Consider the following 19,141-nt stretch of genomic DNA (forward strand, 5'->3'; position numbering starts at 1 on the left):
GCCTAGAAGGCGAGCGCCTGGGCCCTCCGGCGGACCTCGGTCCCCCGGTTCTCGGTGAGCGCCTCCACCGGCGTCCCCGGCAGGGTGTCGTCGGCCGTGAACAGCCACCGGATCGTCTCGACGTCGTCGAAGCCGGCGTCCGACAGGAGCGTCAGCGTGCCGGGCAGACCCTTGATGACCTGACCGCCTGAGATGAAGGCCGCGGGCACCATCGGCTCCCCGCCCCGCCGCACCGCGAGGATGCGGTGCTCGTGGATGAGCTGCTTGATCCGGTTGGGCTTGATCCCGAGCCTGTCGGCGGTCTCCTTGAGCGTGAGCCACTCGCCGGCCAGAGCGTCGGTGCGGGGGTCCAGTGCGCTGTCAACGGTTGCGTGCATCTGCGTCACGCCCCCTTGCTACCACGCCTTCGGAAGAATCAAACCCGCCGCGCAGCCGTTACCGGTCCCCGCCGCTCGCTATCCGCGAACGGCCTGCCGGACGGGCACGTCCGGATCGGCGATCGCCTCCGGATCCACCGGCGTCCCCGCCGCGATCACCCGGCGCGCCTGCACCAGGTCGCGGGGCCGGTCGACGGTCAGGACCGCGTCGAGCCGGTCGCCGGTCAGCCACGCCACCGCCCACTTGCGGCCGGACGGGTCGCCCCGGCGCACGAGCCGCTCGGACGCCGAGTGGTCGCCCGCGTACTGGACCATGCGCCCGAACTGCTCCGACCAGAAGTACGGGGCGGCGTCGTAGGCGGCGGCGTCCTGGCCGAGGAGCGCCGCGGCGGCGGTCTCGGGGGCGTTCAGGGCGGTGTCCCAGTGCTCGACGAGGAGCCGCCGCCCGTACCGGTGCGACCACCAGGCGGCGCAGTCGCCGACCGCGACGACGTCCGGGCGCGGCGAGCCGGGGGGCTCGTCGCCCGTGCAGGCCCGGAACGAGGCGTCGGTGACGACGCCGCGCTCCAGCAGCAGCCCCGAGCCCTCCAGCCACGACAGGACGGGCCGGACCCCGATGCCCACGACCACCTCGTCGGCGTCGATCCGGCCGCCCCCGGCGAGGTCCAGGCCGCCGCCCCGCACCTCCGCGACCTTGACGCCGGTGCGCAGCTCGACCCCGGCCTCGGCGTACCAGGGGGCGGTGAGCGCGCCGACCTCCGGGCCGATCGCGCCGGCCAGCGGGGTGTCGGCCGCCTCCACGACCGTGACCGCGCAGCCCTTGCGGGCGGCGGTGGTGGCGACCTCGGCGCCGATCCAGCCCGCGCCGACGATCACGATGCGGGCGCCCGGGGTGAGCCGGGCGCGCAGGTCGCGGGCCTCGTCGATGGTGCGCAGCACGTGCTGCCGCCCGTCCCCCGGCAGGGTGACCGGGGCGGCGCCGGTCGCGACCACCAGCCCGTCGAAGGGGAGGACGCCCGCCGTCGAGGCCACCGTTCCGCCGCGTCCGGGCTCGTCGAGCCGGAGTCCGGTGGCGCGCTCGCCGAGCAGCAGCTCGCAGCGCAGCGCCTCCCAGTCGGCGTCGACGGTCGTGTCGTCCGACTCGCCCGCGAGGACGGCCTTCGACAGCGGCGGCCGGTCGTAGGGCCGGTGCCGCTCCGCCGACAGGAGGGTCAGCGCGCCCTCGTACCCCTTGCTCCGCAGGGCCTCGACGGCGCGCACGCCGGCCAGCCCGCCACCCACGACGATGACCCTCTCCATGGAAGGCCACACTAACGGGGCGCGATCCGCGGGCGGACAGGCGGGTGGACAGGTGTCCAGCCGTTCGTCCCGTTCGCCGAGGTCGTATGGTGGGGCGAGAGCACAGCGCAGAACAGCACAGAACAGCACAGAGCGCGGGAGTCCGGTTCGACCGGGCTGAGAGGGCGGCTGAACGGGCCGCCGACCGCCACGACCTGATCCGGATCATGCCGGCGAAGGGAGCGCGCATGGAGACAGCGATCATCGGTGCCGGGGTGGTCGGCCTGGCCACCGCCTGGCGCACCGCCGCCGGCGGCGCCGCCGTCACCCTCGTCGACCCCGCGCCCGCGTCGGGCGCCTCCTCCGTCGCGGCGGGCATGCTGACCCCCGTCAGCGAGCTGAACTACGGCGAGGAGCCGCTGCTGCGGCTGGGCCTCGCCTCCCGCGACCGCTACGGCGCGTTCGTCGCCGAGCTGGAGGAGCTGACCGGCCTGGAGACCGGCTACCGCACCGACGGGATCATCGAGGTCGCGTTCGACTCCGACGACCTGCGGTACCTGGAGGACCTGCGCCGCTTCCAGGAGCACCTCGGCATCCCCGCGGAGGCGCTCACCGGCCGCGAGTGCAGGCGGCTGGAGCCGATGCTCGCGCCCGGCGTCCGCGGCGGCCTGCTCGCCCCGCGCGACGGCTCGATCGACCCCCGCAGGCTCGCCCCCGCCCTGCTGGCCGCGTGCGAGCGGCTGGGCGTCCGCCTCGTCCGGCGGCGGGCCGCGCGCGTCGTCGTCGAGGGCGACGCGGCCGTCGGCGTCGGCCTGGACGACGGCACCGTGATCCGCGCGGACCGGGTGCTGCTGGCCGCCGGACCGTGGTCGGGCGACCTCGGCGGCCTGCCCCCCGGGACCGTTCCACCCGTCCGCCCCGTGAAGGGGCAGGTGATCCGGCTGCGCACCCGGACGCCGTTCCTGCGGCGCCCGACCCGCGGCCTCGTCCGCGGGTCCTCGGTCTACCTGGTTCCGCGCGCGGACGGCGAGATCGTCCTCGGCGCCACACAGGAGGAGCTGGGCTTCGACACGCGCGTCACCGCCGGCGGGCTGTGGGAGCTGCTGCGCGACGCCCGCGAGCTGCTGCCCGGCATCACCGAGCTGGAGTTCGCCGAGGTCACCGCCGGGCTGCGGCCCGGCTCCCCCGACAACGCGCCCGTGATGGGCCGGACCTCGCTGCCCGGGCTGCTCGTCGGCACCGGGCACTTCCGCAACGGCATCCTGCTCGCCCCGGTGAGCGCCGACATCCTGTCCGCGATGCTGCTGGACGGGCCCGTCCCCGAGGTCGCCGGGCCGTTCGCCCCCGACCGCTTCTCCCCCGAGGTGAGCGCATGAAGGTGATCGTCAACGGTGAGCCGCGCGAGCTGCCCGACGGCGCGAGCGTGGCCGAGGTCGTCGCGTCCGTCACGGCCGCCGCGACGGGCGTGGCGGCGGCGCTGAACGACGAGGTCGTCCGGCGCTCGGCCTGGGCGGCCACGCCCCTGAAGGACGCCGACCGCGTCGAAGTGCTGACCGCGGTCCAGGGAGGATGAGGATGGACACGAGGAACAGGGACGCGGAGAGCACGGCGGCGGGGCCGGGCACCGACAGGCTGGTCATCGCGGGCGAGGAGCTGGACTCGCGGCTGATCATGGGAACGGGCGGGGCGCCCAGCATGGCGGTGCTGCGCGAGGCGCTCACCGCGTCCGGGACCGCGCTCACCACCGTCGCGATGCGCAGGGTGGACCCGTCCGCGCGCGGCTCGGTGCTGGACGTGCTGGCCGAGTGCGGCATCCGGGTGCTGCCGAACACCGCCGGCTGCTTCACCGCGGGCGAGGCCGTCCTGACGGCCAAGCTCGCCCGGGAGGCGCTCGGCACCGACTGGGTCAAGCTGGAGGTGATCGCCGACGAGCGCACGCTGCTGCCCGACCCGATCGAGCTGGTCGAGGCCGCCGAGCAGCTCGTCGACGACGGCTTCACCGTCCTGCCCTACACCAATGACGACCCGGTGCTGGCGCACCGGCTGGAGCAGCTCGGCTGCGCGGCCGTGATGCCGCTCGGCTCACCGATCGGGTCGGGGCTCGGGATCCGCAACCCGCACAACATCGAGCTGATCGTGGAGCGCGCCGGCGTCCCGGTGATCCTGGACGCCGGGCTCGGCACGGCGTCGGACGCGGCCCTGGCCATGGAGCTCGGCTGCGACGCCGTGCTCCTCGCGACCGCCGTCACCCGCGCGCAGTCCCCCGCGCGGATGGCCGCCGCGATGCGGCACGCGGTGGAGGGCGGCAGGCTCGCGCGGCTCGCCGGGCGCATCCCCAAGCGCCGCCACGCCCAGGCCTCCTCCCCGTTCGAGGGTCTCGCGACGTCGTAGCGATGCTAAAGATCCACGTGTAGAAATATTCGCTGGACCTGAAATGTCGGGCATCGCAGACTGGACCCGTCCACCACGGCCGCAGCCGCGCGGATCGCTTCGGTGTCGATGGAAACGTCCCCTACCTAAGGTGCCTGACATGCAGCAGGACAGCGGCGCGCGCGTCGACAAACTCGCGGTGGCGGCGGCAACGGTCACGGTGGTCTTCTGGGCCTCGGCCTTCGTCGCGATCCGCAGCGCGGGCGCCGAGTACAGCCCCGGCGCCCTGGCCCTCGGCCGCCTCCTGTCCGGGACGGTGGTGCTGGGCGCGCTCTGGCTCGCCCGCCGCGAGGGCCTGCCGCCCAAGGGCGCCTGGCCGGGCATCGTCACCTCGGGCCTGCTGTGGTTCGGCTGCTACATGGTCGTCCTGAACTGGGGCGAGCAGCTGGTGGACGCCGGCACCGCCGCACTCGTCGTCAACATCGGGCCGATCCTCATCGCGCTCCTCGGCGGCTGGCTGCTGAAGGAGGGCCTGTCGTCGCGGCTGATGCTCGGCATGGCCGTCTCGTTCACCGGCGCCGCCGTCGTGGGGCTGTCGATGTCCGGCGAGGGCCGCTCGTCCGTCGGCGGGGTGCTGCTCTGCCTGGCGGCCGCGGTCACCTACGCCGCGGGCGTCGTGGCCCAGAAGCCCGCGCTGAGGCACGCGTCGTCGCTCCAGTTCACGACGTTCGCCTGCGCGATCGGCGCGGTGGCCTGCCTGCCGTTCTCCGGGCAGCTCGTCTCGGAGGCCGCGGACGCCCCCACCGGCGCCACCCTCAACATGGTCTACCTGGGCGTCTTCCCGACCGCGCTCGCGTTCACGACCTGGGGGTACGCGCTGGCCCGCACGTCCGCCGGGAAGATGGGCGCCACCACCTACGCCGCGCCCGCCCTCGTGGTGCTGATGTCGTGGCTGTTCCTGGACGAGGTCCCCGGCCTGGTCACCCTGGCCGGCGGGCTGCTGTGCCTCACCGGTGTGGCCGTCTCCCGCAGCACGCGGACGCTCCGGCGCCGCGTCCCGCCCGTCACCCCCGAACCGGGCGCCCCTCGGGAGTCGGACCCCGGACTCATCGATGCTCATACTCGCGAGTGATGAGATCCATGGGGATCGGGCCGTAAACTCGCACCGATGGACACGACGGTTGCTGATCCACTCGTCGGGCGCGTGCTCGACGGGCGCTACCGCATTGAGTCCCGCATCGCCCGCGGCGGCATGGCCACGGTCTACCTCGCGCGCGACCTCAGGCTCGACCGCATCATCGCGATCAAGGTGATGCACGCGGGACTCGCCTCCGACGAGGACTTCGTCGCCCGCTTCATCGGCGAGGCCAAGGCCGCGGCGGCCCTGTCGCACCCGAACGTCGTCGCCGTCTACGACCAGCGCACCGACGGCGAGCACGTCTACCTGGTGATGGAGTACGTCGCCGGCCGCACCCTGCGCGACGCGCTGAACTCGCTCGGCCGGCTCGGCCCGCGCGCCGCGCTGGAGATCATGCAGCCGGTGCTGGCCGCGCTCGGCGCCGCGCACCGGGCCGGCCTCGTGCACCGCGACGTCAAGCCCGAGAACGTGCTGATCACCGAGGACGGCCAGGTCAAGGTCGCCGACTTCGGCCTCGCGCGGGCCGAGACCGCCAGCAAGATGACCAAGACCGGCATGATCATCGGGACGGTCGGCTACCTGGCGCCCGAGCAGGTGCTGTCCGGCAACGCCGACGTCCGCTCCGACGTGTACGCCGCCGGGATCATGCTGTTCGAGCTGATGACCGGACGGCTGCCGCACCAGGGCGACACGCCCCTCGCCGTCGCCTACAAGCACGTCAACGAGACGGTGCCGCCGCCGTCGAGCGTCGTCCCCGGCCTGCCCGCGCGGGTCGACGCCCTGGTCACCGACGCCACGAGCCACGACCCGGCCCGCCGCCCGCACGACGCCAACCAGTACCTGGCCGAGGTCGCCGAGGTGTACGGCGGCCTGCCGCGCGACTTCGACCGCCGCGTCGAGGAGTCGTCCCGCAACGCGACGAGCGTGCTCCAGGCCCCGCCGGCCCACGGCCGCACCGCCCTCCTGGACGCCGACACCATGGCGCCCGAGCACGCCGCGCGCCCCACCAGGACCGACCGCGCCCTCGGGGCGCTGACCGGCCGCTACGTCCTGGTCGCCATCGGCCTGCTCGCGGCGGTCATCCTCGGCTGGGCCGTCTGGTACCAGACGTCCGGCCAGTACGAGCACGTCCCGTCCTCCATCATCGGGATGAAGGTCGCCGACGCCCGCGACCAGCTCGAGTCCGACGGCATGGACGTGCGCACCGCCAAGGCGGTCTACAGCGACCGCGTCCACAAGGGCGGCGTCGCCAAGTCCGACCCGCCCGCGGGGTCCCGCGTCGCCAAGGGCCAGACGGTCACCCTCACGCCGTCCAAGGGCATCACGCCCCGCGAGGTGCCCGACGTCGAGGGCAAGTCCGTCGCCGACGCCAAGAAGACCCTGGAGGACAAGGGCTTCACCGTCGGCCGGACGAGCACCACCCCCTCGCAGACCGTCGCCAAGGGCGACGTCATCAGCACCGACCCGGGCGCCGGCGAGAAGCAGACCCCCGACGAGCCGGTCGCCGTCGTCGTGTCCGCCGGCATGTCGATGCCCGGCCTCGTCGGCCAGAACGGCGACGCCGCCGCCAACCAGCTGCGCTCGATGGGCCTGAAGGTCACCGTCGAGAAGAAGCAGGTGCAGGGCAAGGACCCCGACACGGTGATCAGCCAGGACCCGTCCGAGGGCACCGGCGTCTCCCGCGGCGACGAGGTCACCATCGTCGTCAACAAGCGCGACTGCCTCATCGACACGGGCGGCCTCCAGATCGGCTGCAAGGACGGCGACGGCAACCAGAACGTCCCGGTCCCGGACCTGACCGGCCGCCGGGTGGGCGAGGCCAGGCGCGCCCTGGAGGACTCCGGCTTCCGGGTGAACGTGACGGGCTTCGGCGGCAACGTCGTCCGCTTCCAGGCCCCGAGCAGCGGCGAGGCCCCGCGCGGCTCCACCATCACGATCGTCCGGGGGCCCTGACCGACTAGGCTGGACGGGCCATGAGCCCACCCATCAGCCCCGTCGGGGCCCACGTCCCCGTGGCCGGCGGCCTCGCCACCGGCGGCCTGAAGTACGCCGCGGAGATCGGCGCCGAGGCCGTCCAGGTGTTCGTCTCCAACCCGCGCGGGTGGGCCCTGCCCGAAGGCAGGCCCGCCGAGGACGCCAGGCTCCGGGACGAGGGCCTCCCCGTCTACGTCCACGCCCCGTACCTGGTCAACCTCGGCTCCCCCACCCCGGAGACGCTGGAGAGGTCGCTCGCGGCCGTCCGCCACTCCCTGACCCGCGGCCGCGCCATCGGCGCCCGCGGCGTCGTCGTCCACACCGGCTCCGCCGTCACCCGGACCTACGACGAGGCCATGGCCCAGGTCCGCGAGCACGTCCTCCCCCTCCTGGACGAGATCCCCGAGGACGGCCCCGACCTCCTCCTGGAACCCATGGCCGGCCAGAACAACATGCTCTGCGCCAAGGTCCAGGACCTCGGCCCCTTCTTCGAGCGCCTGGACCACCATCCGAAGCTCGGCGTCTGCCTCGACACCTGCCACGCCTTCGCAGCGGGCCACGACCTGACCGCCCCGGGCGGCGCCAAGCACACCCTCGACGCCCTGGTGGCCGCCGTGGGCGAGGGCCGCCTGAAACTGGTCCACGCCAACGACTCCAAGGACGCCTGCGCCTCCGCCAAGGACCGCCACGAGAACATAGGCGCGGGCCAGATAGGCGAGTCCCCCTTCGCCGACCTGTTCCACCACCCCGCCACCACAGGCGTCCCCTTCATCATCGAAACCCCGGGCCGAGCCCCTGCCCCCCACGCAAAAGACATAGAAACCCTAAAACGCCTACGCGACACCCCCTGAACCGAGTTCAGGGGGCACCGGGTGCAGTGACTGGCGACGAGTGGCCCTTCTGCGAGCGCCGATAGGTGAACACGCCGCAAGACAAAACGGGAACTCCGTCGCCCGGCGAGCCGCCAGGCGAGCCCGGCGCACCAACAGGACCCCACTACTGCAACGACCCCCAGCCGTCACAGCACCACGCAACAACCTGAATGGTTGCGATCGCGTCCGAAGGCAGATTCGAGCGGAGCGAGAATCTGATCGCGCAGCGAGCCGCAAGGCGAGCCGGAGCGATGCCAGCGATCGCCCGCTTTTTAGACGATGGAGGGCCTTCAGGCCCGAAGGAGGATAAAAAGCAATGAGCTCGAGCGCCGCTGGACAACCCCCCGACTGTCCAGCGACGCCCGAGCCACAGGTCGCGGGATCCCACCCCCCCGGTACGGGATCCTGCGACTCACGATCCGGCATGTGGCGCCGGATCTCCGGGTTTGCACTTGTGGGAGGGGTTCGCGGCCGGGGGGCCGCCCGCTCCTCCGAGGGCGGTGTGGCGTGTGGTGCCACTGAGAACATTAGAGGGGCGGCGCCCCCCGTGGGCGGTGGGACAAGCGGCACTCGATGAACGGTGCGTAGTCAGAGATATACGGAGCGTAGTCGCTCGATGAGCGGTCCGTGGGGCGGGACGAGCGGCTCGGGGCTCCGGGGCGCGCCATGCGGGGCCGTCGCCAAAGGCGCAAGGTGGGACTCAACGCCCGAACACGTCCTCGGGGAGGTGCAGTCTCGCCAGAGCGCGGTGGGTGTGGCGGGGGACGCGGCGGCGGGTCAGGAGCGACACCGCGACCATGACGCCGAACGCGGCGGGGGCGATCAGCGCGGCGGGTTCGGCGACGGCGGCGGCGGACCAGCCGGTCAGGGGGGCCTCGTACAGGTGGAGGACGCCGGCCGCGACGGCGAGGCCGGTGCCGACGAGCAGGCCGGCGGCGGCTCCGGCGGCGGTCAGGCCGCGCCACCAGATGGCGAGGAGCAGTAGCGGGCACAGGGAGCACGCCGACACGCAGAAGGCCAGGGTGACGAGCGTCGCGGCGCTCTGCGCGCCGATCCTGGGGAGCAGGGCGAGGGGGACGGCGAGCGCGAGCACGGTGGCGGTGCGGAAGGACGCGGCGCCGCTGCGGCGGGCGCACTGGGTGACCGTCCCGGCGATCGCGATGACGAGGCCGCAGGAGGTGAAGACGAACGCCGAGAGCGCGCCGAGGGTGATGAGCGCGGTGAGCAGCGTGCCCGCGGGTCCGGGGATGCTTCGGGGCAGCAGCAGGACGGTCGCGTCGGTGTCGCCGGTCATCAGGACTTCGGGCGCGTAGATGCGGCCCATGGCCGCGTAGACGGCGGGGAAGGCGTAGAAGAGCGCGAGGAGGACCGGCACCAGCGCCGCCGTGCGGCGGGCGGCGCTTCCGCTCGGGTTGGTGTAGAAGCGCATGAGGATGTGGGGCAGGCCCATGGTCCCCAGCAAGATGGCCAGGATCGCCGAGTAGGTGCGGTAGAGGCCGTGCTCCTGCCCGCGGCCGGACGGGGTGGCCCAGGTGGTGCCGTCCTGGACGGGCAGGCTCTCGGCATGGGGCACCGGAGCGCCGGCCGGGAAGACGATCTCGGTGGACCGGCCGATGGCGTGCCGGCCCTCGGTGAGCGTCATCGCCGCGCCGTCGCGGCGTACGCCGTCCACGCGTCCCCGGGCGGTGACGATGACGGCGGCGGGGGCGACGACCGCGACCTCGGTGCGCACGTGGACCCGTGTGGTGTGCGCGAACCGCGCGGGACCCTCGCCGACGGGGTCGGGGCGGCCGTCCATGTTCCACATGAGGAGCAGCGCCACGGCAGGTACGGCGAAGGCGACCGTCTTCACCCAGAACTGGAGGCTCTGGGCGGCGGTGATGCTGCACATCCCGCCGGAGGTGACCAGCAGCAGCGTGGCCGCGACGACGACGGCCCATCCCGCCCACACGGGGGCGCCGGTCATCACGCGCAGGGTCACGCCCGCGCCCTGGAACTGGGGCAGCAGGTAGAACCAGCAGATGAAGCAGACGCAGCAGGTGACGATGCGCCGCACGGCCGGGGAGCCGAGCCTCCATTCGGCGAAGTCGGAGACGGTGTAGGCGCCGGACCTGCGCAGCGGCGCGGTCACGAAGGCCAGGAGCAGGACGTACCCGGCGGTCGCCGCGACCGGCAGCCACAGCATGTCGGCGCCGTAGGCGAGCACCAGCCCGGCGGTGCCGAGGAACGCGGCGGCGGACAGGTACTCGCCGCTGATCGCCGAGGCGTTCCGCCAGGGGCTGATGCCCCGTGAGGCGCTCAGGAGGTCGGAGGCGGTGCAGGCGGAGCGGCGGTCGCCCGTGCGGACGGCGGCGGTCGTCACCAGCAGCGCGAGGAGCGCCGCGGCGACCGCCACGGCGGTCATCGCGGGCCCGCCGGTCTCGGCAGCTCGCGTTCGGCGCGTTCGGCGCGGCCGAGCTGGCGGAACGCCGCCGCGATCCAGACCGGCTGGACACCGAACGCGAGGAGGAGCCAGGGCAGCGGGACGCCGTGCACCCGGGCCCGCGCGACCGCCGGGACCAGCGCCGTCAGCGCCGGAAGCGCCGTCACCACGATCACGACGAACGCGCCGGTGCCGAGCGCGGTGCGCAGCTGGGCGCGGATGAGGGCACGGGTCTCCGCGCCCCCGATGGACGAACCGGAAACGGTCCGGTCGGCGCGCGCCGGATCGGTGGCGGGCACGTCGGGGGTGGGTGGACCGGCGGGCGGCGGGGTGGTGGGCGGGGCGGTATCGGGCGGATCGGGGTCCGGCTGGTCGGATGTGGGGGTTCCGGTGCCGGAGGTGTCCGGCGCCGTGCCCTCCGGGAGGGCGCGGGGGCGGACGGCCGCCGCGCCGGCCGCGGTTTCGCGGCGCTCATCGGTCATCGCCGCCCTCCCCGGTGCTCGCCGCGCTTCCGGCTTCGGCGCCGTCGTCGGCCTGGTGGAACTTGCGGACGAACAGGTCGCGGACCTCGCGGGTGTGGCGGCGGCTGACCTGGAGCAGCTCGTCGCCGATCTGGACGGCCGCCCGGCCGCCGTCGAAGCGCAGTTCGGTGATGTGGGCGGCCGCGACGAGGGTGCTGCGGTGGATCCGGATGAAGCCCGCCCCCTCCCAGCGCTTGGAGAGCGCCGACAGCGGCATGCGGACCAGGAAGCCGCCGTCGGCGGTGTGCAGCCGCACGTAGTCGCCCTGGGCCTCGACGTGGGTCACCGCGCGGCGCGACACCAGGCGCGTCCGGCCGCCGAGCTCCACGGGGATCATCTCGTCGTCGGGGTCGGGGGCGGCCTCGCCGGCGGGCCGGCACGTCCGGCGGACGGCCGCCGCCACCCGGCGGACGGACTCGGCGAGCCGCTCGGGGCGGACGGGCTTCAGCAGGTAGTCGAGGGCGCCGAGCTCGTAGGCGGTGACGGCGCAGTCGTCGTGCGCGGTCACGAACACCACGTGCGGCGGCGCGGCGAAACCGGTGAGCAGCCGGGTGAAGTCGAGGCCGTCGAGCCCCGGCATGCGGATGTCGAGGAACACGGCGTCGAGGTGCTCGCCGTCGACGAGCATCCGGCTCAGGTCGCGCAGCGCGGACGAGGCGTCGCCCGCGCCGCTGACCCGCCCGATCCGCGGGTCCTTGCGGAGCAGGTAGGTCAGCTCCTCCAGGGCGGGGCGTTCATCGTCGACGGCGAGGACGTGCAGCATGAGGGCGACTTTGCCGCGATTACCGTCTGTCCGCAATCGGTTCCACAAAGTGAGTGGCGTGTCGCGGGATCACGCCTCAGCCGGGAAAGACGCCGGGACGGTACTTCGGAACGCGCAGATTGACCTTGGTTCCGGCGCCGAGCGCTGTCTCGACGGTGAGCCCGTACTCCTCGCCGTAGACCTGGCGCATGCGCGCGTCGACGTTCGCTAGGCCGATGCCGGGGCCGCCCTCGGGCCGGTCGTGGGTCGCCACGCTCCCCCATCCGGTGGGCCCGGGGCGTCCGAGCGGCGCGGACAGGATCTCTTCGAGCCGTTCGGGATCCATGCCGATCCCGTCGTCCTCGACGCTGATCGCGGCCTCGGCGCCCGAGTCGCGGGCCACGATCGAGATGTGGAACGCCTCGCGCCCGCCGGCCATGCCGTGCCGGACGGCGTTCTCCACGAGCGGCTGGAGCGCCAGGAACGGCACGGCGACCGGCAGCACCTCGGGCGCGATCTCGACATGGCACCGCAGCCGGTCGCCGAATCTGGCGCGCTCCAACAGCAGGTACCGGTCGATCGAGCGCAGCTCGTCGGCGAGGGTGGTGAAGTCGCGCGGGTTGCGGAACGAGTAGCGGGCGAAGTCGGCGAAGTCCAGCAGCAGGCCGCGGGCCCGCTCGGGATCGGTGCGGACGAACGAGGCGATCGTGGTGAGCGAGTTGTAGACGAAGTGGGGGGAGATCTGCGCGCGCAGCGCCCGCAGCTCGGCCTCGGCGAGCAGGACGCGGGCGGTGTCGAGCCCGGCCAGCTCGAGCTGGCCGGTGACGAGCCGGGCCGCCTCCCCGACCGCGCGGACGCGCGCGGTGGACGGGCTCGGCCAGTACGCGGTCAGCGCGCCCTCGACGCGGCCCTCGACGGTGAGCGGGGCGATCATCGCCACCTGGACGCCGCAGTGCGGGTCGCCGCAGGCGAGCGGCTCGGGCGCGATGACCCGCGGCCTGCCGGTGGCGAGGACCGGCAGCGCGTGCGCGACGGCCCCGTCGGCGTGGGCGCCGCGGCCGGCGCCGTCCCAGGCCAGCAGCCGCGGGGCGTCCCGCGCGCCGGCGCCCGGCCCGGACGGATCGCACGGCCCCGCCGGGCCGCCCTGCGCGGGCGCCTCGCCCGGCCCGCCCGGGCCCGCCGGCTCGTCGAGACCGCCGGGATCGTCCGGCGGGCGCACCGCCACGATCGCGACCGCCTCGGCGCCGAGCAGCGAGCGCAGCAGCCGGGCCGCCCTGCGCGCCGCGTCGCCGGTGAGCCCGGCCCGCAGCGGGGGCGCGGCGTGCGCGATCAGGTGCAGGGCGGCGAACGCCGTCGCCTCCGCCGGCTCGGCGGCCCCCCGCCGCGGCAGGAGGCACCACCGGCGCGGCGCCCAGACCCCGCTCACCCCGGCCGCCGCGGCGTACACCACGGCATCTGTGACGGACGGTAGGTCCATGGAAACGTACGGTAATGGCTATCATCGCCGCGGGTGCGCCTGTTGCCGATATACCGAGGTCTCGAATGGGACACGCTCGGCCCGCCGGGGCGGGCCCGCCCCCGGACCGGTCACAGCGGGGGCGACTCGCCCTCGTCCTCCTGGTAGGAGTAGCGCTGCTCGCGCCACGGGTCGGCGACGTTGTGGTAGCCGCGCTCCTCCCAGAAGCCCCGGCGGTCCTTCACCAGGTACTCCACGCCCCGGACCCACTTCACGCTCTTCCACGCGTACAGGTGCGGGATGACGATGCGGACGGGGAACCCGTGGTCGGGACTGAGGCGCTCGCCGTCGCGGTGGGTGGCGAACATCGTCCCCTCGGCGAGGAAGTCGCTCATCCGGATGTTGGCGCTGTAGCCGTACTCGGCCCAGACCATGACGTGGGTGACGTCGGGTGCGGGCGGCGCCAGCTCGGTGACCAGGGCGCCGGGGACGCCCTCCCACTCGTTGTCCGGGATCGTGAACTTGGTGACGCAGTGGAAGTCGGCGACCGATCTGGCCTTCGGCAGCGCGTCGAACTCGTCCCAGGCCCAGCGGTGCTGCTCCCCCGACTCGGTGGCGCCGAAGACGCGGAAGTCCCAGTCCTTGGGACGGAACTTCGGCACGGGGCCGTAGTGCAGCACGGGCCAGCCCCGGGGGACGTACTGCCCGGGCGGCAGTTCGCCCGGCTGCGGCGCGGGCTGTTCGGGGTCGCTCATGACGCGGCCATCCTGCCACCCGGAGTGAGCTGGGCCATATCCGGGGTGCGTGCGGGCCGCGCCCCCGGACATCGGCTACGCTTTCCCCATGCGCAACGTCGTGTATTTCTTTTGGCCCGACCAGCCCGGACGGCTGGTCTGCCAGACGCTGCGCTGACAGACCACGAAGGCGAAAGCCCCGGGCCGGCCGGCCCGGGGCTTTCGCCGTTCCGGGACCGGCCGGCCTCCCGGGGCCTGAAGGAGAGGCAGCACACCCATGGTCGTCGTCATGGCCCCGGAGGCCAGCGAAGCGGATGTCAGAGCCGTCGTCTCACTGGTCGAGACGGCGGGAGGCGACGCCTTCGTCAGCCGCGGCGTGGAGCGGACCATCGTCGGGCTGGTGGGCGACGTCGAGCAGTTCGGCTCGCTGAACCTGCGCGCCATGCGCGGCGTGAGCGACGTCGTCCGCATCTCGGTGCCCTACAAGCTGGTGAGCCGCGAGAACCACGCCGAGCGGTCGGTCGTCCGGGTCGGCGGGGTCCCGATCGGCCCCGGCGGCATGACGCTGATCGCGGGCCCGTGCGCGGTGGAGACCCCCGAGCAGACCCTCGGCGCGGCGCAGATGGCGCAGGCCGCCGGAGCGACGCTGCTGCGCGGCGGCGCATTCAAGCCGCGGACGTCCCCGTACGCCTTCCAGGGCCTCGGGGAGGCGGGGCTTCGCATCCTCGCCGACGTCCGCGAGGAGACCGGCATGCCGATCGTCACCGAGGTCGTGGACGCCGCCGACGTCGAGCTCGTCGCCTCCTACGCCGACATGCTCCAGATCGGCACCCGCAACGCGCAGAACTTCGCCCTCCTGCAGGCCGCCGGCGAGTCCGGCAAGCCCGTCATGCTGAAGCGCGGCATGAACGGGACGATCGAGGAGTGGCTGATGGCGGCCGAGTACGTCGCGCAGCGCGGCAACCTCGACATCGTGCTGTGCGAGCGGGGCATCCGCACCTTCGAGCGGGCGACCCGCAACACCCTCGACATCTCCGCGGTGCCGGTGGCGCAGCGCCTCTCCCACCTGCCGGTCATCGTGGACCCGTCGCACTCGGGCGGCAGCCGCGACCTCGTCCTGCCGCTGACGCGCGCCGCGATCGCGGTCGGCGCCGACGGCGTGATCATCGATGTGCACCCGCACCCGGAGACCGCGCTGTGCGACGGCCCGCAGGCCCTGGTGGACGGCGACCTGCGCGAGCTCGCCAAGCTCGTGCGCGACCTGCCGCCGATCGTCGGCCGCTCCCTGACCAGGAGCGCGGACCCCGACGCCGTGCCCGCCTGACCGCCGTGCCCGGTTCCCGCCCCCGGGCGGGGGCCCGCGGGCACGCCGAGCGGGTATCGTCCTGAACCATGGCTTACTGGGCACCTGATTGCGGCCCGCCGCGCTCCTGACGGGGCGCGGCGACCGCATTCCTGCAATCCCGACACGGCCCGGCGCCGGTGTGCGCCCGGCCGTGCCGTCCTGCGCCCCGAATCCGGATCCTTCTCCCGATTCGAGCCCAGGAGCCCTTCTCCGTGTCTCACAACACCTCTCTTCGGCGCGCGTCCGAAGAGCACTCCTCGTCCTCCGGCGCCCGGCGCGGCGGCGCCGACGTCCTGCTCGCGGCGGCCCTGTGGGGGACGACCGGCACCGTCCGCACGTTCGCGGACGGCGCGTCCCCCTACTCGATCGCCGCGGTCCGCATCATCATCGGCGGCCTGGTGCTGCTGGCCCTCGCCGCGTCCACCCGGGGCGGCGCCGGGCTGCGCCGCCTGCTGGGAAACCGCCGCAACCTGCCGCTCGTCGGCCTCGGCGCGGTCGCCATCACGGTCTACCAGACGGCGTTCTTCGTCGCCGCGGGCCGCACCGGCGTCGCGGTCGGAACCGTCGTCACGATCGGCGGCGCGCCGGTGTTCAGCGGCGTGATCGGCCTGCTCGCGCGCCGGTCCGTGCTCACCGGGCGGTGGGCGATCGCCACGACCGGGGCCGTCGCGGGCTGCGCGCTGCTCGTCGGCGGCGGCCGGGACGCGGGCGCCGAGCCGCTCGGCATCGGCCTGGCCCTGCTGTCCGGGCTGTCGTACGCGGTGTACGCGACGGTGGCGTCCGTCCTCATCACCCGCGGCGAGGAGGACCGGGCCGTCGCCGGGGCGCTGTTCGCGGCGGCGGCCCTCCCGCTGGTCCCCGTCCTGCTCGCGGGGCCGACGGGCTGGCTGCTCACCGGGAGCGGCGCGCTCATCGCGCTCTACCTCGGCGTGGTCACCACCGGCGGCGGCTACCTGCTGTTCGCCCGGGGCCTGCGCACGACGCCCGCGACGACGGCGACGACCCTGACGCTCGCCGAGCCCGCGGTGGCGGCCGTGCTCGGCACGGTCCTGCTGGGCGAGCGGCTGGGCGGCGCGGCGCTGGGCGGCCTCGTACTGCTGGCGGCGAGCCTCGTGGTCATCGTGGCGCCGGCCCGGCGGAACCGCCGCGGGAAGGGCGCGAAGGGCGGCGGGGAAGGCGCACAGCGCGGTAACGAATTGGTCTGAACCATTGGCCGGGCGCGGCGCGGCGAGGATGATGACCGGCATGACGACGGGAGATGGTGACGCCGGGGGGCGGCTCTTCCCGGAGGACCTGGACGGCGTCGATCCGGTGGCCGCGGTCCTGCTGGCGGACGCCCGCCGCGCCCTGTCCGCCTATCCGGAGCTGGTGGCCCTGGGCGCCGTGTTCACGGCCGCGGAGCAGGTCCCGGACGGCTGGCAGGTCGTGTGCCCGTTCGACCCGCTGCCGCAGGGCGCGCGCGAGATCCTCGCCGACCACCTGGAGGACCGGGCGGCTTTCGGCGCGGGGGCGGGCGGCCTGGCGGCCGCGGCCCGGACGCTGCGGCGCGAGCCGGTCGACGAGGTGACCGCGGGCAGGCGGCGGTTCCGGATCGTGCGGATCGAGCAGCTGGTCCGCACCGGCCCGGACGGCCCCGAGCCGCCCCGCCCGACGGACCTGGACCCGCTGCCCGCGTCCGGCCGCGTCCCGCCCGCCCGCGCCCACGAGCTGCTGGCCGAGGACGGCCCGGGGTCCGACCTCGCGACCGCCGAACTGCTCTGCCAGGTGCTCGACGCGGCGGCGGCGACGGGCAACGAGCCATCCGGCGCGTTCCTCACCCCGGTCGTGCTGGCGCCCGCGTTCACCGTCGCCGAGCGCGGCGAGCGGCGCTGGCGGCCCGTGGGCCGGCTGTACGACGCGCCGCAGCAGGCCCGCGACTCGCTCGCCACCTACTTCCGGCACGTGGTGCCCGCGGTGGAGAGCCCCGCCGCGGTGGACGTCGCCCGCTTCGCCGAGGCGGCGGAGCTGATGCAGGACCGCACCCGCCGCAACGGCATCGCCGTCGCGGGACGCCGCTTCCGCATCGTCCGCATCGAGCGGATCACCCTGCTGGGCCCGGACGGCCCCGAACCGCCGCGCCGCACGGACTTCGACGCCCACTGAGGCACCGAGCCCCGTCCGGCCAGGTCAGGCCCACCGTCCCAGGTCAGGCCGAGGCGAGCCGGGTGGAACGGCCGGTCCGAGGCGGGGCGGGAATCGAACGGCCCGTCGAAGTCGTGCATCGGACCGCGCGGACCCAAAGCGCCCAGGTCAGGCCCGCCGTCCCAGGTCAGGCCGGGGCGAGCCGGGTGGAACGACCCGGTCGAAGCCGTGCATCGCCGCGCGGACCCAAGTGGCCCGGCACAAGGCGTAGGCCCTGTCGCGAAGTGACCCCGGCCACGCGCGCGAACGCGTGACCTGCCCGGTGGAGCGAAGCCGGAGGCGAGCGGAACCGGGCAGATCGCGAAGCGATGCCGCGTTCGCCCAGGCCCGGTCACGCAGCGAGCCGCCAGGCGAGCGGAGTGGGCCGTGACTGCATTTAAACACCGCCGTAGGCGGGGCGGTGCTCCTGGACGGAGGCGGCGAGCTGGTCGGCGAGCTCGCCGACGTCGAGGCGCTTCTCGATCTGGCGCAGGTCGCCGATCTTGGCCCGGGTCTCGGCGCGGCGGGGCGCGAGCAGGGTGCAGCAGTCCTCGTCGGGCAGCTCGGAGATCGTCAGGGTGCGGATGCGGCGCGCCTGGTCCATGATCTCGATCTTGTCCATGCCGACGAGGGGCCGCAGGATCGGCAGCTCGACGGCGTCGTCCAGCGCGGTGATGTTGGCGAGGGTCTGGCTGGAGACCTGCCCGAGGGCGTCACCGGTGATCAGCGCGGAGCCGCGCAGCCGCCGGGCGAGGACCTCGCCGGTGCGCAGCATCAGCCGCCGCTGCGCGATCACCGCGAGCCGGTCGGCGCCGGACGACTTGATCTGCTGCTGCGCCTTGCCGAACGGCACGACGAACAGCCGCGACCCGGTCTGGAACTTGTCCAGCTCGCGGACCAGCGCGTACGCCTTGTAGATCGACTCGGGGCCGGTGAACGGCATGCCGGAGAAGTGCAGGTAGTCGACGCGCAGGCCGCGGCGCATCATCCGGTACGCGGCGACGGGCGAGTCGATGCCGCCCGACATCAGCACGAGGCCGCGGCCGCTCATCCCGACGGGCAGGCCGCCCTGGCCGGGCAGGCCGCCGGAGTAGACGAAGACCTCGTCGCGGTCGACCTCGATCGACAGGGTGTGCTCGGGGTCCTTGAGCCGGACGGGCTGGCCGTAGCGGTCGGCGACGAGCGCGCCGATGTGCCGGTCGAGCTCGGTGGAGGTCATCGGGAAGCGCTTGTCGCGGCGCCGCGACCGGACGGCGAAGGTGCCGGTGCGCCCGTCCATGAGCTCCAGGGCGGCGCGCTCGACGCTGGCGAGGTCCTTGCCGACCCGCCAGGCGCGGTGCGCGCGCGCGATGCCCATGACGTCGGTGATCCGCTGGGCGACCCGCTCCATGGTGGCCAGGTCGGCGTCGTGCTTGCGGACGATGAACACGCCGTGCCGCCGGATGACGTCGACACGGGCGATCGGCCGGACGGCGGTGCGCACGTTGTCGGCCAAGCGGCGCTCGAACTGCTCGCGGTTCTTGCCCTTGAGGACGACCTCGCCCAGTTTGAGCAGCACGCACGGCTCGCCGTCGACCGGCGACTGCTCCCGGACCTCCGCCGGCGCGGTGTCGAGCGTGGTCATGCGTGATCCTCCTGGCGGGAACAGGGACAAGGCGAACGAACGGGTCGGACGCACCGGAGAACTTCCAGTGTGGCCCAGAGTGGGCAACACCGCGACCCGGATTCCCTGTTCCCGCGCGAGGCGGACCG

17 protein-coding genes and 1 riboswitch are annotated in these 19,141 nt (G+C 74.1%); of the genes, 9 read left to right on the forward strand and 8 right to left on the reverse strand.

What is annotated here, in order from left to right:
• Nucleotides 1-2: 2 nt before the first annotated feature.
• Both FKD65_RS09645 and FKD65_RS09650 read right to left on the reverse strand, forming a co-directional pair.
• Nucleotides 3-377 carry an Rv2175c family DNA-binding protein gene (locus FKD65_RS09645; RefSeq protein WP_141577126.1) on the reverse strand — a complete coding sequence of 125 codons (375 nt, stop codon included), beginning with the start codon at nt 375-377 and terminating at the stop codon, nt 3-5.
• Nucleotides 378-455: 78 nt separating this feature from the next.
• Nucleotides 456-1,676 carry an NAD(P)/FAD-dependent oxidoreductase gene (locus FKD65_RS09650; protein WP_141577127.1) on the reverse strand — a complete coding sequence of 407 codons (1,221 nt, stop codon included), beginning with the start codon at nt 1,674-1,676 and terminating at the stop codon, nt 456-458.
• A 124-nt stretch (nt 1,677-1,800) separates the two neighbouring features.
• Nucleotides 1,801-1,914, forward strand: a riboswitch (TPP riboswitch).
• Here FKD65_RS09650 and thiO point away from each other — a divergent pair.
• The 6 genes from thiO to FKD65_RS09680 all read left to right on the forward strand — a co-directional run bounded on the left by thiO (nt 1,904) and on the right by FKD65_RS09680 (nt 7,988).
• Nucleotides 1,904-3,031: a glycine oxidase ThiO gene (thiO, locus tag FKD65_RS09655; protein WP_141577128.1), complete on the forward strand. Its 1,128-nt coding sequence runs from the start codon at nt 1,904-1,906 to the stop codon at nt 3,029-3,031. (Overlaps the previous riboswitch by 11 nt.)
• The gene (thiS, locus tag FKD65_RS09660) at nt 3,028-3,228 is read left to right on the forward strand and encodes a sulfur carrier protein ThiS (protein WP_141577129.1); all 201 of its coding nucleotides are present in this window, start codon (nt 3,028-3,030) and stop codon (nt 3,226-3,228) included. The genes thiO and thiS overlap by 4 nt, the downstream gene beginning before the upstream one ends.
• A gap of 2 nt (nt 3,229-3,230) precedes the next feature.
• Nucleotides 3,231-4,046 carry a thiazole synthase gene (locus FKD65_RS09665; protein WP_141577130.1) on the forward strand — a complete coding sequence of 272 codons (816 nt, stop codon included), beginning with the start codon at nt 3,231-3,233 and terminating at the stop codon, nt 4,044-4,046.
• Nucleotides 4,047-4,185: 139 nt separating this feature from the next.
• A complete protein-coding gene (locus tag FKD65_RS09670; RefSeq protein WP_141577131.1) occupies nt 4,186-5,157 on the forward strand; it encodes a DMT family transporter in 972 nt (323 codons plus the stop codon).
• A 36-nt stretch (nt 5,158-5,193) separates the two neighbouring features.
• Complete coding sequence (pknB, locus tag FKD65_RS09675) at nt 5,194-7,116, forward strand: Stk1 family PASTA domain-containing Ser/Thr kinase (RefSeq protein WP_141577132.1); 1,923 nt, start codon at nt 5,194-5,196, stop codon at nt 7,114-7,116.
• A gap of 20 nt (nt 7,117-7,136) precedes the next feature.
• A complete protein-coding gene (locus FKD65_RS09680) occupies nt 7,137-7,988 on the forward strand; it encodes a deoxyribonuclease IV (protein ID WP_141577133.1) in 852 nt (283 codons plus the stop codon).
• A 721-nt stretch (nt 7,989-8,709) separates the two neighbouring features.
• On the opposite strand, the gene FKD65_RS09685 is transcribed toward FKD65_RS09680, so the two are convergent.
• The 5 genes from FKD65_RS09685 to FKD65_RS09705 all read right to left on the reverse strand — a co-directional run bounded on the left by FKD65_RS09685 (nt 8,710) and on the right by FKD65_RS09705 (nt 13,905).
• Nucleotides 8,710-10,413 (reverse strand): cation acetate symporter, encoded by a 1,704-nt coding sequence (locus FKD65_RS09685; RefSeq protein WP_141577134.1) that lies wholly within the window; start codon nt 10,411-10,413, stop codon nt 8,710-8,712.
• On the reverse strand, nt 10,410-10,913 hold the full coding sequence (locus FKD65_RS09690) for a hypothetical protein (protein WP_141577135.1): 504 nt from the start codon (nt 10,911-10,913) through the stop codon (nt 10,410-10,412). The genes FKD65_RS09685 and FKD65_RS09690 overlap by 4 nt, the downstream gene beginning before the upstream one ends.
• A complete protein-coding gene (locus FKD65_RS09695) occupies nt 10,903-11,715 on the reverse strand; it encodes a LytTR family DNA-binding domain-containing protein (protein ID WP_141577136.1) in 813 nt (270 codons plus the stop codon). The genes FKD65_RS09690 and FKD65_RS09695 overlap by 11 nt, the downstream gene beginning before the upstream one ends.
• Before the next feature lie 76 nt (nt 11,716-11,791).
• A complete protein-coding gene (locus FKD65_RS09700) occupies nt 11,792-13,171 on the reverse strand; it encodes a sensor histidine kinase (protein ID WP_141577137.1) in 1,380 nt (459 codons plus the stop codon).
• 110 nt (nt 13,172-13,281) lie between these two features.
• Nucleotides 13,282-13,905: a sulfite oxidase-like oxidoreductase gene (locus tag FKD65_RS09705; protein ID WP_141577138.1), complete on the reverse strand. Its 624-nt coding sequence runs from the start codon at nt 13,903-13,905 to the stop codon at nt 13,282-13,284.
• Between the two features lie 256 nt (nt 13,906-14,161).
• On the opposite strand from FKD65_RS09705, the gene aroF reads away from it, so the two are divergent.
• The 3 genes from aroF to FKD65_RS09720 all read left to right on the forward strand — a co-directional run bounded on the left by aroF (nt 14,162) and on the right by FKD65_RS09720 (nt 17,371).
• Nucleotides 14,162-15,208, forward strand: a complete 1,047-nt coding sequence (gene aroF, locus FKD65_RS09710) for a 3-deoxy-7-phosphoheptulonate synthase (RefSeq protein WP_141577139.1) — start codon at nt 14,162-14,164, stop codon at nt 15,206-15,208.
• Nucleotides 15,209-15,441: 233 nt separating this feature from the next.
• Entirely contained in the window at nt 15,442-16,434 is a 993-nt protein-coding gene (locus tag FKD65_RS09715) for a DMT family transporter (protein WP_141577140.1), read from the forward strand.
• 40 nt (nt 16,435-16,474) lie between these two features.
• On the forward strand, nt 16,475-17,371 hold the full coding sequence (locus FKD65_RS09720; RefSeq protein ID WP_141577141.1) for a DUF5954 family protein: 897 nt from the start codon (nt 16,475-16,477) through the stop codon (nt 17,369-17,371).
• Nucleotides 17,372-17,786: 415 nt separating this feature from the next.
• Here the strand turns inward: FKD65_RS09720 and thiI are convergent, their stop codons facing one another.
• Nucleotides 17,787-19,013, reverse strand: coding sequence for a tRNA uracil 4-sulfurtransferase ThiI (gene thiI / locus FKD65_RS09725; protein ID WP_141577142.1), 1,227 nt, complete (start codon nt 19,011-19,013; stop codon nt 17,787-17,789).
• Nucleotides 19,014-19,141: the final 128 nt, after the last annotated feature.

Origin of the sequence: Actinomadura sp. WMMA1423, from assembly GCF_006547145.1 — a bacterium.
In the GTDB taxonomy this organism is placed as follows: domain Bacteria; phylum Actinomycetota; class Actinomycetes; order Streptosporangiales; family Streptosporangiaceae; genus Spirillospora.

What these genes read in the sequence shown, in the direction of transcription:
- FKD65_RS09645 (WP_141577126.1), bottom strand. Translation starts at nt 377, where the DNA reads ATGCACGCAACCGTTGACAGCGCACTGGACCCCCGCACCGACGCTCTG.
- FKD65_RS09650 (WP_141577127.1), bottom strand. Translation starts at nt 1,676, where the DNA reads ATGGAGAGGGTCATCGTCGTGGGTGGCGGGCTGGCCGGCGTGCGCGCC.
- thiO (WP_141577128.1), top strand. Translation starts at nt 1,904, where the DNA reads ATGGAGACAGCGATCATCGGTGCCGGGGTGGTCGGCCTGGCCACCGCC.
- thiS (WP_141577129.1), top strand. Translation starts at nt 3,028, where the DNA reads ATGAAGGTGATCGTCAACGGTGAGCCGCGCGAGCTGCCCGACGGCGCG.
- FKD65_RS09665 (WP_141577130.1), top strand. Translation starts at nt 3,231, where the DNA reads ATGGACACGAGGAACAGGGACGCGGAGAGCACGGCGGCGGGGCCGGGC.
- FKD65_RS09670 (WP_141577131.1), top strand. Translation starts at nt 4,186, where the DNA reads ATGCAGCAGGACAGCGGCGCGCGCGTCGACAAACTCGCGGTGGCGGCG.
- pknB (WP_141577132.1), top strand. Translation starts at nt 5,194, where the DNA reads ATGGACACGACGGTTGCTGATCCACTCGTCGGGCGCGTGCTCGACGGG.
- FKD65_RS09680 (WP_141577133.1), top strand. Translation starts at nt 7,137, where the DNA reads ATGAGCCCACCCATCAGCCCCGTCGGGGCCCACGTCCCCGTGGCCGGC.
- FKD65_RS09685 (WP_141577134.1), bottom strand. Translation starts at nt 10,413, where the DNA reads ATGACCGCCGTGGCGGTCGCCGCGGCGCTCCTCGCGCTGCTGGTGACG.
- FKD65_RS09690 (WP_141577135.1), bottom strand. Translation starts at nt 10,913, where the DNA reads ATGACCGATGAGCGCCGCGAAACCGCGGCCGGCGCGGCGGCCGTCCGC.
- FKD65_RS09695 (WP_141577136.1), bottom strand. Translation starts at nt 11,715, where the DNA reads ATGCTGCACGTCCTCGCCGTCGACGATGAACGCCCCGCCCTGGAGGAG.
- FKD65_RS09700 (WP_141577137.1), bottom strand. Translation starts at nt 13,171, where the DNA reads ATGGACCTACCGTCCGTCACAGATGCCGTGGTGTACGCCGCGGCGGCC.
- FKD65_RS09705 (WP_141577138.1), bottom strand. Translation starts at nt 13,905, where the DNA reads ATGAGCGACCCCGAACAGCCCGCGCCGCAGCCGGGCGAACTGCCGCCC.
- aroF (WP_141577139.1), top strand. Translation starts at nt 14,162, where the DNA reads ATGGTCGTCGTCATGGCCCCGGAGGCCAGCGAAGCGGATGTCAGAGCC.
- FKD65_RS09720 (WP_141577141.1), top strand. Translation starts at nt 16,475, where the DNA reads ATGACGACGGGAGATGGTGACGCCGGGGGGCGGCTCTTCCCGGAGGAC.
- thiI (WP_141577142.1), bottom strand. Translation starts at nt 19,013, where the DNA reads ATGACCACGCTCGACACCGCGCCGGCGGAGGTCCGGGAGCAGTCGCCG.